This window comes from Oceanicaulis sp. LC35 (assembly GCF_052055585.1).
Classification (GTDB): Bacteria; Pseudomonadota; Alphaproteobacteria; order Caulobacterales; family Maricaulaceae; genus Oceanicaulis.
The window spans coordinates 582,076-598,495 of sequence record NZ_CP170485.1 but is presented as its reverse complement, the minus strand read 5'-3'; the positions used below and the strand labels follow the sequence as shown (position 1 = coordinate 598,495).

The window sequence follows — 16,420 nt, the reverse complement described above, 5'->3', positions numbered from 1 at the left end:
GAGATCCGGTATGGATTGGGCTGGTGTTTAGACTGTCAGAGCACAACAAAAAAGGGGCAGGCTGAATCCTGCCCCTTCTCCAGTAAAGGTCCGTACAGATTAGCCCTTCTCGACATTGACCTTGGTGTTATCGGCCCAGCGTTTGGTGAGCCCGGCGCCGCTGGCCACCGCCACGCCCAGCAAGATCATGTCTGCGATCACGATCCAGGTGGCCGGAATGCCGACCTGCACCAGCGCCCAGGTCAGACCGCCAATCGCTAAAAGCGCGCCAATCAGGAAAATGCCGAACGTTTTCATCTCATCACCCTTTGTCTGTGCTGGGTGATGAACGCGAGGGCCGAGACGAAAGTTCCCGATCAGGGCGTGGTTTCGCCAATGCCATAAGCCGCGAAGAAGGCCTGAACGAGATCAGAGCGCTCGATTTCCGACCGATCCGGTCGGTTATGCCACCACAGGCTTTCGCTGTTGGCGAAGGCGATGAGCGTCAGCCCCCGATCAGGAACTTTCAGATAGATCGCCGAATAGGCCTCGGGCTGCCAGCCTGAATGAAAGATCAGCCGCTCGCCCTGATAGTCTTCAAGGAACCAGCCATGGGCGTATTCAGACGGCGAACCGTCGGGATTGTTGGGCGGCGTCCACAGGGCGTCACGCTGCCCGGGCGTCAGAAGCGTGCCGTCATCCAGCGCCCGGTCAAAGCGCGCCAGATCCATCGGCGTCATGTAGAGTCCCGCCGCACCCCGGAAATCGTCATCGGGGAAGGGCTGTTTGACCACGCGCTCGCCATCAAAGAAGAAGGGCGGCGCCAGATGGCTGAGCACATGGAAATTCTGGATGTCATGCCAGCCCGCCATGGTGTCGGTCATCGCCAGTGGATCGAGCACATAGGCGCGCACGAGAGACCGGAAGTCGCGCTCATGCACTTCATCAACCCAGCGACCCAGACGAGCGAAGACGAGCGCATTGTACCAGAAATCGGTCCCCGGCTCGCCATTGGCCTGCATGTTCACCACCTGGCGCAGGGTCTGACCCGCACAGCTGAAGTCGGGCATGATCACGCCCTCCACCTCGCCGCCCGCCAGCGGAATCCCGGAGTCCGGAAACCAGTCACATAGGCCTTGCCAGTCCTCGGCATCCGCCATGGGGCGATCAAGATCAATCTCACCCGCCTCATCAGCCAGAAACAGCGTCGTTCCCGACACGGTTTTGGTCACAGATGCGATGAAATAGGTGGTGTCAGCCGTGGTCGGAAGCTCGCCCTCGTCATCGGACCAGCCCAGATAGGCTTCCACATCCGGTTCGCCGTCCCGCAGCACCACGACAGACAGGCTGGGGATGTGATGACTTCGCCGGTACTCCGCGAGCCCGCTCTCGAACGTCTCCGCCGGCGTCTGGGCGCTGGCGAGCGCCCCGGTCAACAGTGAAAGCGCTGTAGCGAATGCGGCGTGTTTCATCATCACAATCCTCCTTGCAGGAGAAAGCCTATCAGATGAGACCGCCCGTTGGGTGAATTCGGCGTAAGACGTTACCGCTCGAGCTTCAACGCCTTGAACCGCAGGAGCTGGCCGTCCAGCACGCCCGCCACCTGATCGGAGACGAACTGGCGCAAATCTTCAGGGCTGCGGGCCATCAGCGAAGCCGTCCCCGCCAGCGTGATCAGACCATAGGCCGCCGCCAGCGCCGCAAAGGCGAGATCGCGGGCGTCGGTTTCCCGCTCGCCCTTCTCGGCCCCCAACGCCTGACGCGACCAGACCATGAGCTGATCCAGCTCGTCCTTGACCGCCTCCCATAGCGCCGCATGCGCATCCATCGCCGCACGGGAGCGCGTCAGCATCAGGGCATGCAGATGGGGGCGGTCGAGCGCAAAGCGGACATAGACCTCGAACGCGGTTTGAAGCGGGTTTGACGCGCCTTCACACTCCGCCTGTTGCGCTCTCAGAAGCTGGCGATAGCCCTCGGCGGCGACTTCGGCCAGCACCGCGTCACGGTCCGGGTAATGGCGGTAGAGCGCGCGATGATCGACGCCTACCGCCTTGGCCAGGGCGCGCATGGTCAGGGCGTCAGCGCCCTCGGCCTCGATCAGGTCGAGCGCCGCTCTGACCGCCGTCTGGCGCACCTCGCCATGATGGTATTTGCGCCCGGCCATCAGCCCGTTTTCTTGACGTGCCAGTTCACGACCATCTCGGCGACAGTCACAGTCTCGGCGTCGGTGATCGCGACATTGATGTCAAACACCACCTTGCCGACCTCCGCGAGCTCCTTGCGGATCGCTTCGGCGTCGGCATTGGCGGTCGCGGTGGCGATGAGATCAGTCTTGCCGGTCTTGAGATACTTGATGCTGGCGTCCGCCGCCACGGGTCGCACCGACATCAGAAGTTCGCCCAGCACGCCGCCCAGCGCCGCGCCCGAGGCCGCCTCGCCCAAAGTGAACATCGCACCCGCATGCATGGTCTGGATGTGGTTCTCCACCTCCGGGCGTTTCTTGAGCCGCGCCACGCCACGCTCTGGCGAAAGCTCGACCAGCTCAACGCCCGTCACTTTCGCGAACGGCACGGATTTATCCATATGGTCGCGGATCATCTCATAGATCGACATCAAACCCTCCTAATGTCACCACTGGTGACATTAGGAGGCGGGAATGGGGGTGGCAAGGGGAAGTTGGTCCGAGTGAGTTCTCCTCTCCCCCTTGCCCAAGGGGGAGAGGCTGGGTGAGGGGGTACGCATCCGACACGCTGCGTCTAAAGGATCAAGCGCGGCTCACCCCTCACCTGTCCTCTCCCCTCAGGAAGGGGAGAGGGACGCTCGTCAATGTCGATATTATTCCTGCAGCTGAGCCGCTCGTGGGTCCCCGGGTCAAGCCCGAGGACCGAGAGGGAAAAGTCTCAACCTCTCGGCCTTCGGACTTGATCCGGAGGCCCATGCGACACTTGCCACAAACACACCGTCATCCCTGGCCTGAGCCGGGATGACGCGGGGGCTTCTATCAGAATGAAGCCCGGCGCGAGGGCCAGGCTTTGAGAATGCGTTGGGAGTCTATTTGTCTTGTTTCATGCCAAGCAAAGCCGTTCGCACCACAACGAAGATGGTGACAAGAAAGAAAGCTCCCATAATCACATAGGGAACCCAACTCCCAAGGCCCAAACGAGGCAACCCAAATATGCTCAACAAGGCTATCGTTAGATAGACCGCAGCCGCCCCGGAAAACCGATCCAAGAAGCGCGAAAGCATTCGTCCTAATCCATGAACAGCGTCGCGGGGTTTTCCAGATACCCCTTCATCTCCTGCACCAGAAGCGCGGCTTCATAGCCGTCCACGATGCGGTGATCGAAGCTCGAAGACAGGTTCATGATCTTCTTCGGCACCACGCGGCCCACCTCGTCATAGCGCGGCAGGGTCTGCATCTTGTTCACGCCGATAATGGCGGTCTCGGGATGGTTGATCACCGGGGTGGTGACGATGCCGCCAATGGCGCCCAGCGAGGTGATGGTGATGGTCGAACCCGTCAGCTCCTCCTTGGTGGCCTTGCCGGCTTTCGCGGCGTCCCCGAGGCGCTTCACCTCGGCCGCGACCTCCCAGATATCAAGACACTCGGCGTGCTTGATAACCGGCACCATCAGCCCGTTGGGCGTGGCGGCGGCGATGCCGCAATGGATGCCGTCATGCTGGGTCAGCAATGAGCCGTCGGTGTCGAAATGAGCGTTCGCCTGCGGGAATTTCGGCAGGGATTTGACCAGCGCCATCACCAGGAAGGGGATGATGGTCAGCTTGGTCTGGTCGTCTGACTTCTTCGCATTCATGTGCGCGCGCAGGTCTTCGAGCGCGGTCAGATCGATCTCGTCCACATAGGTGATGTGCGGGATCGTGCGCTTGGCGTGCGCCATGTTCTCGGCGATCTTGCGGCGCAGGCCGATGACCTTCACATCCTGCTTGCCGGTGCGCGGCGCTTTCGACGCGCCAGCCCCGCCCGCCTTGGAGACGAGACGACCGCCCGCTGCGATGAAATCATCAAGATCGTTATGGGTGATCCGGCCTGCAGGCCCGGTGCCCGGCACATGCGCCAGATCAATGTCAGCCTCGAGGGCGCGCTGACGCACCGCCGGGCTCGCCAGCGGACGCTCGCCATTGGGCCGCGCAGGCGCGGCGGTTTTCGCCGGAGCAGCCGCTGCAGGAGCCGGTTTGGGCTCCGGCTTGGGTTCCGGTTTCGGCTCTTCTTTCGGGGCCTCGGCCTTGGGCGCCTCCTTGGCTTCAGGCTCGGCCGTGTTCTCGACATCGTCTGGCACTTCACCGTCCACATCGATGACGAGGATTTCGGTGCCCACCGCGATGACTTCGCCCGGCTCGCCGACAATGGATTTGACCACACCGTTCACCGCGCAGGGGATCTCAACGGTCGCCTTGTCGGTCATCACATCCAGGATGTGCTGGTCCTCTGTGACGGTGTCGCCGACCTTGATGTGCCATTCGACGATTTCCGCCTCGACAACGCCTTCGCCCACATCGGGGAGCTTGTACTTGTATTCGCTCATGCTCAGGCCTCCGTCACGGTCTTCATCGCGCGCGCAAAGCGGTCGCGCGTGGGGAAGTACGCCCATTCATGGGCGTGCGGATAGGGAATGTCCCAGCCGGTCAGACGGAAGATCGGCGCTTCAAGCGCGTAGAAGCATTCTTCCTGGATCTGGGCGGCCAGCTCGGCGGCGAAACCGGACGTGCGCGGCGCTTCCTGCGCGACGACAACGCGACCGGTCTTGTTGACCGATTTCGCGATGGTCTCGATATCGTAGGGCACGAGCGTCTTGAGATCGATGATCTCCGCATCAATGCCGGACGCTTCGGCGGCGGCCTGAGCGACGTGAACCAGCGTGCCATAGGCGATGACCGTGCAGGCTTCGCCTTCGCGCACCACTTCGGCCTTGCCCAGCTCGCAGGTATAATACCCTTCAGGCACTTCGCCCTTGGCGTGCTTGGCCCAGGATTTCAGCGGCGTGTCCGGCACGCCGTCAAACGGGCCATTATAGATCCGCTTGGGTTCAAAGAAGATCACCGGATCACCGCTTTCCAGCGCCGCGATCAGAAGGCCCTTGGCGTCATAGGGGTTGGACGGCACGACGACCTGCAGGCCTGGCACATGGGTGAAGAAGGCTTCCGGGCTCATCGAGTGGGTCTGGCCGCCGCGAATGCCGCCGCCCCAGGGCGAGCGCACCACGCAGCCCGAGGTGAACTGACCTGCCGAACGATAGCGGATGCGGCTCATCTCGGAGATGATCTGGTCGATGGCGGGGAAGATGTAGTCGGCGAACTGGATCTCGGCGATGGGCTTGAGGCCCTTGGCCGCCATGCCGACCGCCATGCCGGCGATCGCCGCCTCGTTGATCGGGGTGTCGAACACCCGGTCGAGGCCGTACTTGTCTTGCAGCTTGTCGGTCGCCTTGAAGACGCCGCCGAAATAGCCCGCATCCTCGCCAAAGATCACAACGTCCGGATCGCGCTCCAGGAGCACGTCCATGGCCGAGTTCAGCGCCTGAATGATGTTCATCGCTGGCATGACTTAAACCCCCAGATCCTGACGTTGACGACGCAGGCGCCAGTCGGGCTTGGCGTAGACATCTTCGAAAATGCTTTCGGTGGGCGAAAGCGGGCCTTCGTGCAGCGTGCCGTGGCTTTCCGCTTCCTTGTAGGATTTCACCACCAGCGCGGTCATCTGCTCTTCCAGCTTGGCCTGACGCTCTTCATCCCACTCGCCCTTACCGATCAGATGCTGTTTGAGGCGCTCGACAGGATCGCCCAGCGGCCAGCGCTCAAACTCGGTCTTGGGACGATACTTGGTCGGATCATCGGAGGTAGAGTGCGCATCGGCGCGATAGGTGAACAGCTCCAGCACCGTAGCGCCCTTGCCCTGACGGGCGCGCTCTGCGGCCCATTGGGTGGCGGCGTAAACGGCGAGGAAGTCATTGCCGTCCACCCGGATCGAGGCGAGGCCATAGCCCAGCCCCTTCGCCGCAAAGGTCGGCGCATCGCCGCGGGCGATGTTCTGGGTGGAGGAAATGGCCCATTGATTGTTCACGACATTGAAGATCACCGGCGCGCGATAGGTGGACGCCAGCGTCAGACCGGCGTGGAAATCGCCTTCCGCCGTGGTGCCGTCGCCAATCCAGCTCGCCGCGATCTGATCTTCGCCCTTATAGGCGCAGGCCATGGCATAGCCGGCGGCTTGCGGGAACTGGGTGCCCAGATTGCCCGAAATCGTGAAGAAATTGCCCTCGGCCCAGGTGTAGTGCACCGGCAGCTGACGACCCTTGAGATTGTCGCGGCTGTTGGAGATGCAGTGACACATCATGTCCACGATGTTGCGGCCGCGCGCGAACAGGATGCCTTGCTGGCGATAGCTGGGGAACACCATGTCGGTGGGCTTGAGCGCCATGGCCGCGGCGACGGCGACCGCCTCCTCACCCAGCGACTTCATGTAGAAGCTCATCTTGCCCTGGCGCTGCAGCTTGAGCATGCGCTCGTCATAAATGCGCGTAAGCACCATATGGCTCAGCCCCTCGCGCAGGACTTCCGGGCTCAGCTCCGGGTTCCAGGCGCCGACGGCCTGATGGTTATGGTCGAGCACGCCCACAAGGCCCGTGGCCAGATCGCGGGTTTCCTGCCAGCTGGCAGCCGGATCAGGACGCGGCGCTTCGCCCGCCTTCTGCAGCTCCAGATGAGAGAAGTCGGGCTCGTCCCCCGGCCGATAAGGCGGGGTCGGAACATGGAAGCGGGATTGGCCGTTCGACATGCTTTGTCCGTACGTTTCTTCAAGCCATACAAGGCTTTTCGGGCTGCGAGGTAGCGATCCGAGAGGCTTTTGGCAAGCGACGCGCAGCGGACAAAGCCATGCTGCGCCGCATCATGAATGCCGGATTCGCCGTCAGACTGAGTGCGACCGAACTGCTTTGACCGCGCGCTATTCCCCCGTTTGCGGAGCTTCATCCCGATCTATGGTCCACTTGATTTAGAAATCAGAAGTTACATCCTCGACAATCATGGCGATATTCCAAAAGGGTTGAAGTCCATGACGCGCGCGAATCTGGCGAGCATGCTCATCTCCAAACGGCCTCGCATCTGGTATCTCGCAGTTGCGGGCGCAGAGACCGTGCGCGGCGCCATGGGCAATCTGCAAGAGCTGCAGCGCCGCATCACGACTGATCGCATACAGGGCGCGATCTTCGATTTTCGCAAACTTGACGGCTATGACCCGCAACAGGACTGGGAAGGCTTTCTTCAGGGGCTCGCGGTCTATGTGCCGCACGGTTTGCCGCTCGCCTGGCTGGCGCACACGCATGGCGCCAACGCCGCGCAAAGACTGGCCCGCGCCGCCCAGAAGTCTGGCGCCCTGTCGCAGTATTGCGTGAACTGGGAGGCGGCCCTGATGACGGTGGGCCTGCCCCAGAATTTCGAGGACCCGCTGCCCGATATTCTCAAACCGCCCGAGGAAGACGTGTTCTATCTCGACTGACATGAAAAAGCCCCGGCCAGATGACCGGGGCTTTCTCGTTGCAGTGTCAGGCGCTGACTAGTTCAGGCGCTCGATCGCGACTGCGGTGGCTTCGCCGCCGCCAATGCAGAGCGAGGCGACGCCCTTGGATTTGCCGTGCTTTTCCAGCGCCGCAATCAGGGTGACCATAATGCGCGCGCCAGACGCGCCGATCGGGTGACCCAGCGCGCAGGCGCCGCCATTGACGTTCACGACGTCATGGGAAAGGCCCAGCTCTTTCATCGCGATCATGGGGACCACGGCGAAGGCTTCGTTGATTTCCCAAAGATCCACATCATCCTTGGTCCAGCCCGCCTTCTCCAGAACCTTGCGCATGGCCGGAACCGGCGCGGTGGTGAAGTAGGCCGGCTCATGGGCGTGGGCGGCGGTGGCGACGATCTTGGCCAGCGGCTTGAGACCGCGACGTTCCGCTTCGCTCTGGCGCATCATGACCAGCGCAGCCGCACCGTCAGAGATCGCAGAGGCGTTCGCAGCGGTGACCGTGCCGTCCTTGCCGAAGGCCGGCTTCAGGCTCGGGATCTTTTCCGGTCGCGCCTTGCGGGGCAGTTCATCGGTTTCGACAACCGTCTCGCCCTTGCGGTCCTTGATGGTGACCGGGGTGATCTCGCGCTTGAAATCGCCCTGTTCGGTAGCGCGGATGGCGCGGGCGAGGGTTTCCAGGGCATAGGCGTCCTGGTCCTCACGGGTGAACTGGTGCTCGCGTGCGATCATGTCGGCGAACACGCCCATGGCGTTGCCTTCATACGCGTCTTCCAGACCGTCCTGGGCCATATGGTCCTTGATCACGTCATGGCCATACTTGAAGCCGGTGCGGTGGTTCGGCAGCAGGTGCGGCGCGTTGGTCATGGATTCCATGCCGCCCGCCACGATCACCGAGGCATCACCCGAAGCAATGGACGCACGGCCCATAATGGCGGCCTGCATGCCTGAGCCGCACATCTTGTTCAGCGTGGTCGCTTCCACAGACTTGGGCAGACCGCCCTTGATGGCCGCCTGGCGCGCAGGGGCCTGACCCTGGCCAGCGCTAAGCACATTGCCCATGTAGATGAGGTCCACATCGTCGCCCGCGACGCCGGCTTCGGCGAGGGCGGCTTTCACCGCTTCGGCGCCCAGCTCGTTGGCGGACAGACCCGCCAGTTCACCCATCAGGCCGCCCATCGGGGTGCGAGCCATGCCAACGATGACAATCGGATCTTCGGCACTCATTGTCCGTCTCCTATCATTATTGCGGCCGGCTCGGCGGCCGGTCATTGGGCAGGAGAGAAAGGCCTTGTTTCGCACCGCGTCAAGTCTGCTCGCATACGCAGCACTCCGGATGAAGACCCGCCCCGGCCTGCGAGACCTGGCCGAGGGACTAGGTGCGCTCGGGCTTTTCGGGCTTTGCGCCCTCGCAATTCACATACTTATGAGCCCCATTCACTTTTCTATGGCGTTGCCCGGAGTTCGGAATGATCCGGATGCATTTCTACTTCTGGCGGTGGTGGCGATAGTTCTGCCCGCCTTGGGTGAGGATCTGGTCTTCCGGGGGATTTTCCAGCCTCGTCGGATTGGCTCTGTACAGGGCTGGATGCTCAGCGCTTTGTCTCTGATCGCATTTGTGCTTTGGCACCCGCTACAGGTCTGGCTCGACCTGCCCATGGCGCAGCCCGTTTTTCTTGATCCGGCCTTTCTGATCCTCGTCGCCGTACTGGGCGCGCTGTGCACCATCCTCACCCACCGCTCCGGCAGTCTGTGGCCTGCCGTGGTGCTGCACTGGATCGTGGTGGTGAGCTGGAAAGCCGGGACGGGCTAGCGCCACTGACGCCGTGGACACGCCGCCTCAACCGGGCAATTCTCCTGTGAGGAGAAATTCAAGGGCGACACACCATGACGCACACGCTTCCCACCCCGCTGCCGGACGATCCCGATTACTTCCAGATTCTGATTGAGTCCCGGATCACAACGGCCAGCACGGTCCATCTGAGCTTCACCGCCAACCGCATGGCGCTCGATTCTCCGGACATTCTGGACATCACCTGGCTGACCGGCGGCGGCGCAAATCATGATGACTGGACCAAGCCCGTCGTGCATGTGGTCAACTCCGAGACGGGCCACACGCCGGCTAACGGCGGGGCCAGCATCGACTTCCAGACGACCTATGACGTCACGCTCGACCAGCTGCCCAAGCACACCGTCAAGAACAAGGACTATCGGGTTCTCAAGATCCCGTTCCTTGATCCGTCCGACGCCGCACAGTCACTGGCCGGATCGGGTCATCTGACCATCACGCTCGACGCGCCAGCGGTCATGCAGATCAACTCGACCAAGGTCGGCTATTCTTTCGCCCTGCCCAGTCCTGCACCGCAAGGCGCAGGCAGCACATATCGCTGGGACTTTGTCGAGCTCAACTGTGCGACCCCGGCCTCCAATGGCAAGTCGGTCTGCTTCTGCAACACCACCAATGTGGACTTCTTCAGCCTGGGCATCGCGATCAAGGGCCGAACCGCGGACGACACATACTCAACCTTCGGCCTTGATCTCAGCGGCTCAACGCCCGTCGCCGATCTGATCAACGACCTCAAGAACCTGCCGCCTGATTACGCCGCGGGCTATATGGAACAGTCTGGCGCCGTCCTGCGGTTTCTCGCCCCGGACATGGCCTTCACCGACAAGGCTGATGACCTTGATACAGCCATTGATGCAGGCTTCACCCATTATGAGACCCACGCGCTGACCTTTGAGGTCGGGGCGGTGAGCTACAGCGCAAAGACGGTGAACGACGCGCTGGAATTCTCTTCCCCCAGCGCTTTCACGATCAACAAGCCCACCACGCTGGAAGTGATCGCCAGCACGGGACCGCTGGATGTGGCGGGACAATCGGTCGAGATTCAGAACGCACAGAAATATATCGCGGCCGCGCTGAACCGCGGTGTCTTCACCGAAACCGGCGACTGGGACAAACCCTCACGCTGGTATCCCGGGAACGTGCAGAGCAATCAGTATTCACAGACCCTGCACCAGCACTTCATCGACGGGGTATGCTACGGCTTCTCATTCGATGACGTGCCCGGAGCGCCCGTCACCTCAGCGCCCGCCATCGGGACCTGCACGTCCATGAGCCTGGTGATCACCGATCAGTAAGGTGAAAGCGGGCCGGGATCACCCCGGCCCGCCTTGATCCTAAGCCGTCGCGCGGATCCAGCCGCCGCCCAGCACCCGGTCGTGATCGGGGTGGGAATAGAAAACGCAGGCCTGGCCCGGCGCGACGCCTTCTTCGCCCGCTTCCAGCAGCACGAAGACGCCGTCTTCGCCCACGTCCAGAACCGCCGGTTTGGGCGGACGGGTGGAGCGCACCTTGATGCCGACGGTCAGACCGTCCGCTTCACTGAGATCGCCATCGCCGATCCAGTTCACATCCGTCAGGGTGATCCTGCGCACCTGCAAGGCTTCGCGCGGGCCCACGATGACCTGCGCGTTCTCCGCATCCAGACGCACCACATAGAGCGGCTCGCCCGTGGCGATCCCGAGGCCGCGACGTTGGCCGACCGTGTAGCGCAATACGCCGTCATGCTCGCCCATCACCCGGCCATCCAGATGCACGATCTCACCGGGGCGGGACGCGCCGGGACGCACCTTCTCCACCACCGAGGCGTAATCACCGTCGGGCACAAAGCAGATATCCTGGCTGTCGGGCTTGGCCGCCACGATCAGACCCAGCGCGGCCGCCAGCTCGCGCGTCTGCTCCTTGTTCAGATGGCCTAGCGGGAAGCGCAGGTAATCGAGCTGCTCCTCGGTGGTCGCGAACAGGAAATAGGACTGGTCCTTGCCCGCATCCGCCGCCCGGCGCAGCTCGGGCCGGTTCCCGGTCATCGTGCGCTGGATGTAATGGCCCGTGACCAGACAGTCCGCGCCCAATTGCTTGGACGTGGCCAGAAGGTCCGCGAACTTCACAGACTGATTGCAGCGCACGCAGGGGATCGGCGTGAAGCCCGCCAGATAGGTGTCGGCGAAATCCTCGATCACCGCCTCACGAAAGCGCGTTTCATAGTCGAGCACATAATGGGCGAACCCCATGGCCTCGGCGACGCGGCGGGCGTCATGAATGTCCTGTCCCGCGCAGCAAGCGCCTTTGCGGTGCACCGCTTCGCCATGGTCATAAAGCTGCAGCGTCATGCCCACGACCTGATAGCCCGCACGATGCAGCACCGCCGCCACGACGGAGCTGTCCACGCCGCCGGACATGGCCGCAACCACGCGGTGGTCAGAGGGCTCGCCGCCCAGATTGAGGAATTCGCCCGTCAGCCCGTACTCGGCCATCAGCGCATCCACGCGCGCTTCATCCAGAGCCGGCTTGGGCATGTCAGGCGTTGGCGCGCCCGCATTCGGACGCGGGGCGTTGGAAATCAGTGTCGTCATCATCCTCTCCCTCGCCGGGTCAAGATCGGCGACGAACAGCAATTGGAGCGCGGCATATAAGGCCATAAGCCCCTCAAGACCACACGACCAGATCACATTTTGTTTGTTAACGCCTTTGCCGGAGACTTTTTCAGATTTTGTTAGGCACACTCATGACGTGTGTGAGTGAAGTCATACATGGGGATATTGATGTCCAACTCTCTCGTTACACGGCTCGTCGCCCTGATCCTGGGCCTTGTCGCCATCGGGATCGCGCTGACGGCCATCTCGGCAGGCTGGGTGATCAATAACTCGATCTCGCGCTCCGCCTCGGAAGCTCAGGAAATGAACCTGCGCGTGGCCGCGGCGAGCCTGAAGGCGACCCGCCTCCCTGAACTGGACGTCACCTATAACAGCGAGGGCGCCATCACACGGCTGGTCGCGCCTGCCCTGCCCGAATTCGCCTCCCATGAAATGATCGACTCCATCGGCCAGCAGACCGGACAGACGGCCACCCTGTTCATCTGGTCCGAGGCCGAGAACGACTTCTTCCGCCGCACCACCAACATCATCAAGCCCGATGGCAATCGCGCGGTCGGCACGCCGCTGGGTCAGGGCGCGGTCTACAACTCCATGATGGCCGGTCGAGGCTTCCGCGGTCAGGCGACAATTCTGGGCAAAGACTATTTCACCGCTTACCAGCCGGTCTTCACCGCGGATGGCGAGACCATCGGCATCCTGTATGTGGGCGTCGAGAAAGCGGCCATCATCGCCACGCGCAATCATGTTTTCATGATCACGGGCCTTCTGGCGCTGATGGCGCTTCTGATTGCAGGGGGCGTGGGTTTCTGGGTGAGCCGTAAGGCGCTGGCGCCGCTCAACACGGTCGCAGGCACAATTGGCGAAGTGGCCCATGGCAATTACACGCCGAACCATCAATTCCTTGATCGCAAGGACGAGATCGGCCGCATTGCCCAAGCAGTGCGTGATCTCTGCGCCAAGCTACGCGACGCCGAGACCCTGCGCCAATCCGAACGCGACAATCAGGCGGCCGAAGCGCAACGCGCCAAACATCTCGCGGATGAAATCTCCAAGTTCGAGGCCGTCGCCCAGAAAGTGCTGGGCGCGGTCACCGAAGCCGCTCGCGAAGTTCACGCCTCGGCGGAAGCAACCCGATCCACTTCCATCGAGAGCCGGGATCGTCTGGTGAAGGTCAGCGAAGCGGCGCGCGCCGCCAGCGCCGGCGTGCAGACCATGGCCGCTTCCACCGAAGAGCTGAACGCATCAATCGGGGAGCTGCGCGGGTCTGCGGCGCGTGTCGCGGACCTGACTTCAGCATCAGCAGGTCAGACCCAGCAAAGCCGCGCCAAGATGGAAGACATCAGCGAGTCCCTCAGCGACATGACCGAGATCATCGCGGGCATCGACGCCGTCGCCGAGCAGACGAACCTTCTGGCTCTGAACGCCACGATCGAGGCCGCGCGCGCCGGCGAAGCAGGCAAGGGATTTGCGGTGGTCGCCAGTGAAGTGAAAGCGCTGGCCGAACAGACCACAAAACTGACCGAGACCATCAACGCCCGGATCCAGAGCTTCAAATCCCTGGTTCAGGACGCTGGCGAGGCGACCGAGAGCGTCGCTGAAGCCATGATCCAGATTGATCAGGCGTCTTCGGAAAGCGCCTCGGCGGTCGAGCAGCAAACCGCCGCCGTCGCAGAGATCAGCCGCTCCGCCCAGACGGCCGCCGAGCGCACCGGTCTGGTGGATGAGGAAACCAGCACCGTCATGCAGGGCGCCGAGCAATCAGTGACCAATGCCGAACAGATCGCCGCCCTTTGCCAGGAGCTGGAAACGAACGCGTCCTCCATGTCCCGCACCATCAACGACTTCCTCAAATCGGTTCGCGCCGCCTAAGCATACGAATATTCATGGCATTCCCCTCTGATTGGTGTGGTTTTACCTGCATCCATTAGGGGGGGATTAACCGAACCGGCCGCATCAGCGTATCAGTCGAAACCTGTGAGATGCGCCATGCCCGCCCTTCCGCTTTCCGTTCGCTTCATTCTGGTCTTTCTGGGCCTCATGACCTTCGGAGTGATGCTCAAGACCGCAATCTACGCGGCTCTGGGCGCGGGCTGGATCGGCTTTCTGCTGGCTACGGCGATTGCTGGCGGGATCACGGCGGTCGCGGCCTGGCCTGTCATCCAGCGCATGTTCAAGCCGATGCTCGATCTGGCGGAGCGCATGGACGCCGTCGCAGAAGGCGACCGCAGCACCGATGAGCAGATGGACGCCCGGGGCGACGAAATCGGCCGCATCTCCAAAGCGCTCAACCATATGACGGTTCAACTGCGCGACGCCGAAGCCGCCTCTGCCGGCGAGCTGTCGCGCAAGGCGTCCGAAGCCGAGCGCGCTCAGAAACTTCAAGCCGAGATCGAGACTTTCAAAACCGGCGCGGGCCAGACCCTGCGCGCTGTGGAAGCCCTGCTCGAACAAGTCGTCCATGCCGCCGAGACCTCCCGCAATGCCGCCGAGGACGGCCAGACCCGCGCCTCCTCCATGAACGAGGCGGCTCGGGAAGCCAGCAATGGCGTGCAGACCATGGCCGCGGCCACCGAAGAGCTGAACGTGTCAATCAACGAGGTGCGCGGCTCCGCCGAGCGCGTCTCCAACCTGACCCGTCGCACGGCCGAGCGTACCCAGGAAAGCCAGGCCAGCATGACCGAGATGGCCTCGGCGCTCAGCGATATGGTCGAGATCATTTCCGGCATCAACGCCGTGGCCGAGCAGACCAACCTTCTGGCGCTGAACGCCACCATCGAGGCGGCCCGCGCGGGCGAGGCCGGCAAGGGCTTTGCGGTCGTGGCCAGCGAAGTGAAGGCGCTCGCCACCCAGACCACCAAGCTGACCGAAACCATTGGCGAGCGGATCTCCCGCTTTGAAGCCAGCGTTCAGGACGCGTCCAGAACTGCGGCAGCCATTGTGGAAGAGATCACCGAGATCGACGCCGCCTCCGCCGAAAGCGCCTCCGCGGTTGAGCAGCAGACCGCCGCCGTCGCCGAGATTTCCGGCACCGCCCAGACCGCTGCACAGAAAACCCAGGCGGTGGACGAGGACAGCGCGCAGGTCATGCAAGGCGCGGCGAACGCCGTGGCCGCCGCCAACCAGATCGCGGAAATGGCCAGCCAGCTGCGCACCAACGCCAATGATCTGTCTGAGCGGATCGATGGTTTCCTTGAGGCCGTGAACGCGGCCTAGACCCGCTTCAGACCCGGGCGCGTCTGTCCGCCCCCCTTCCCTCATTAGCGCATCCGGCCTATACGGCCCGCCAAAGCGAGCCGGTCGCGGCAAGGATGTTCAGGAGGCGTGCGCCATGGGTTTCAAATGCGGGATTGTCGGTCTGCCGAATGTGGGCAAGTCCACCCTGTTCAACGCGCTCACCCAGACGGCGGCGGCTCAGGCGGCGAACTATCCGTTCTGCACCATTGAACCCAATGTGGGCGAAGTGGCTGTCCCCGAGCCGCGCCTGACCAAACTGGCCGAGATCGCAGGCTCTGCGACCATCATCCCCGCCCGCATGAACTTTGTGGACATTGCGGGTCTGGTGAAGGGCGCGTCCCAGGGCGAAGGTCTGGGCAACCAGTTCCTGGCCAATATCCGCGAGACCGACGCCATCCTCTATGTGCTGCGGTGCTTTGAGGATGACGACATCACGCACGTTGCGGGCAAGATCGATCCGCTGGCCGATTTCGAGACCGTCGAGACCGAGCTGATGCTCGCCGACATGGAGAGCCTCGAAAAGCGCCGCGCCAATCTCGAGAAGAAAGCCAAGTCCGGCGACAAGGACGCCAAAGCCACTATCGAACTGGTGGATCTGGCGCTCGCCGAGCTGCGTGAAGGCCGCCCGGCCCGGAACGCCGACGTGCCCGAGGACATGGGCAAGGAGTGGAAAATGCTCCAGCTCCTGACCTCCAAGCCTGTGATGTTCGTGGCTAATGTGGATGAAGACAGCGCCGGAACCGGCAATGAATTCTCCAAAATGGTTGAAGAGCGTGCGTCAAAGGAAGGCGCGGCCTGCGTCGTGATTTCCGCCAAGATCGAATCCGAGCTGGCGCTGCTGGAAGATGACGAGCGCGCCGAATACCTCTCCGAGATCGGTCTGGACGAGCCGGGCCTCGATCGTCTGATCCATGTGGGCTACACCCTTCTGGACCTGCAGACCTATTTCACCGCCGGCCCGAAAGAGGCCCGCGCCTGGACCATCCGCAAGGGCTGGACCGCCCCCAAGGCCGCTGGCGTCATCCATGGCGATTTCGAGCGCGGCTTCATTCGCGCCGAGACCATCGCCTTTGATGACTATGTCGCCAATGGGGGTGAAAGCGGCGCGCGCGAAGCGGGCAAGCTGCGTCAGGAAGGCAAGGAATACGTCGTCCAGGATGGCGACGTCATGCTGTTCAAATTCAACGTCTAGAGCCTCACGCAAGAGCTGACGGACCAGCATTAAGCGCTTAAGCTCCC

Annotated in this window: 15 protein-coding genes; 6 read left to right on the top strand and 9 right to left on the bottom strand. The window is 62.6% G+C overall.

The features are described 5' to 3' along the window. Positions 1–99: 99 nt before the first annotated feature. From ACFELO_RS02885 to ACFELO_RS02855, 7 genes are all read right to left on the bottom strand, one after another. A complete protein-coding gene (locus ACFELO_RS02885; protein ID WP_440959069.1) occupies positions 100–297 on the bottom strand; it encodes a hypothetical protein in 198 nt (65 codons plus the stop codon). 59 nt (positions 298–356) lie between these two features. Beyond that, entirely contained in the window at positions 357–1,454 is a 1,098-nt protein-coding gene (locus tag ACFELO_RS02880) for a serine hydrolase domain-containing protein (RefSeq protein WP_440959068.1), read from the bottom strand. 68 nt (positions 1,455–1,522) lie between these two features. Next, complete coding sequence (locus ACFELO_RS02875; protein WP_440959067.1) at positions 1,523–2,143, bottom strand: TetR/AcrR family transcriptional regulator; 621 nt, start codon at positions 2,141–2,143, stop codon at positions 1,523–1,525. Further along, complete coding sequence (locus ACFELO_RS02870) at positions 2,143–2,592, bottom strand: DUF4442 domain-containing protein (RefSeq protein ID WP_440959066.1); 450 nt, start codon at positions 2,590–2,592, stop codon at positions 2,143–2,145. Before ACFELO_RS02870 ends, ACFELO_RS02875 begins: the two co-directional genes overlap by 1 nt. Positions 2,593–3,230: 638 nt before the next feature. After that, positions 3,231–4,523, bottom strand: a complete 1,293-nt coding sequence (locus ACFELO_RS02865) for a dihydrolipoamide acetyltransferase family protein (protein WP_440959065.1) — start codon at positions 4,521–4,523, stop codon at positions 3,231–3,233. Positions 4,524–4,525: 2 nt separating this feature from the next. Beyond that, positions 4,526–5,539 (bottom strand): alpha-ketoacid dehydrogenase subunit beta, encoded by a 1,014-nt coding sequence (locus ACFELO_RS02860; RefSeq protein ID WP_440959064.1) that lies wholly within the window; start codon positions 5,537–5,539, stop codon positions 4,526–4,528. 3 nt (positions 5,540–5,542) lie between these two features. Continuing rightward, positions 5,543–6,772, bottom strand: a complete 1,230-nt coding sequence (locus ACFELO_RS02855; protein ID WP_440959063.1) for a thiamine pyrophosphate-dependent enzyme — start codon at positions 6,770–6,772, stop codon at positions 5,543–5,545. A 276-nt stretch (positions 6,773–7,048) separates the two neighbouring features. Between ACFELO_RS02855 and ACFELO_RS02850 the strand changes: the two genes are divergently transcribed. Next, entirely contained in the window at positions 7,049–7,492 is a 444-nt protein-coding gene (locus tag ACFELO_RS02850) for a hypothetical protein (protein ID WP_440959062.1), read from the top strand. Between the two features lie 57 nt (positions 7,493–7,549). Here ACFELO_RS02850 and ACFELO_RS02845 read toward each other — a convergent pair whose 3' ends face one another. After that, positions 7,550–8,737, bottom strand: a complete 1,188-nt coding sequence (locus tag ACFELO_RS02845) for a thiolase family protein (protein ID WP_009801696.1) — start codon at positions 8,735–8,737, stop codon at positions 7,550–7,552. Between the two features lie 220 nt (positions 8,738–8,957). Between ACFELO_RS02845 and ACFELO_RS02840 the strand changes: the two genes are divergently transcribed. Further along, positions 8,958–9,323, top strand: a complete 366-nt coding sequence (locus tag ACFELO_RS02840) for a CPBP family glutamic-type intramembrane protease (protein ID WP_440959061.1) — start codon at positions 8,958–8,960, stop codon at positions 9,321–9,323. Positions 9,324–9,397: 74 nt separating this feature from the next. Continuing rightward, on the top strand, positions 9,398–10,651 hold the full coding sequence (locus ACFELO_RS02835) for a beta-1,3-glucanase family protein (protein WP_440959060.1): 1,254 nt from the start codon (positions 9,398–9,400) through the stop codon (positions 10,649–10,651). Positions 10,652–10,690: 39 nt separating this feature from the next. Here the strand turns inward: ACFELO_RS02835 and mnmA are convergent, their stop codons facing one another. After that, positions 10,691–11,827 carry a tRNA 2-thiouridine(34) synthase MnmA gene (gene mnmA, locus ACFELO_RS02830; protein ID WP_440959885.1) on the bottom strand — a complete coding sequence of 379 codons (1,137 nt, stop codon included), beginning with the start codon at positions 11,825–11,827 and terminating at the stop codon, positions 10,691–10,693. A 288-nt stretch (positions 11,828–12,115) separates the two neighbouring features. Between mnmA and ACFELO_RS02825 the strand changes: the two genes are divergently transcribed. The 3 genes from ACFELO_RS02825 (at position 12,116) to ychF (ending at position 16,373) form a co-directional block, all read left to right on the top strand. Beyond that, a complete protein-coding gene (locus tag ACFELO_RS02825; protein WP_440959059.1) occupies positions 12,116–13,816 on the top strand; it encodes a methyl-accepting chemotaxis protein in 1,701 nt (566 codons plus the stop codon). 117 nt (positions 13,817–13,933) lie between these two features. Beyond that, positions 13,934–15,160: a methyl-accepting chemotaxis protein gene (locus ACFELO_RS02820; protein ID WP_440959058.1), complete on the top strand. Its 1,227-nt coding sequence runs from the start codon at positions 13,934–13,936 to the stop codon at positions 15,158–15,160. A 115-nt stretch (positions 15,161–15,275) separates the two neighbouring features. Further along, a complete protein-coding gene (gene ychF / locus ACFELO_RS02815) occupies positions 15,276–16,373 on the top strand; it encodes a redox-regulated ATPase YchF (RefSeq protein ID WP_440959057.1) in 1,098 nt (365 codons plus the stop codon). The last annotated feature ends 47 nt before the right edge of the window (positions 16,374–16,420 follow it).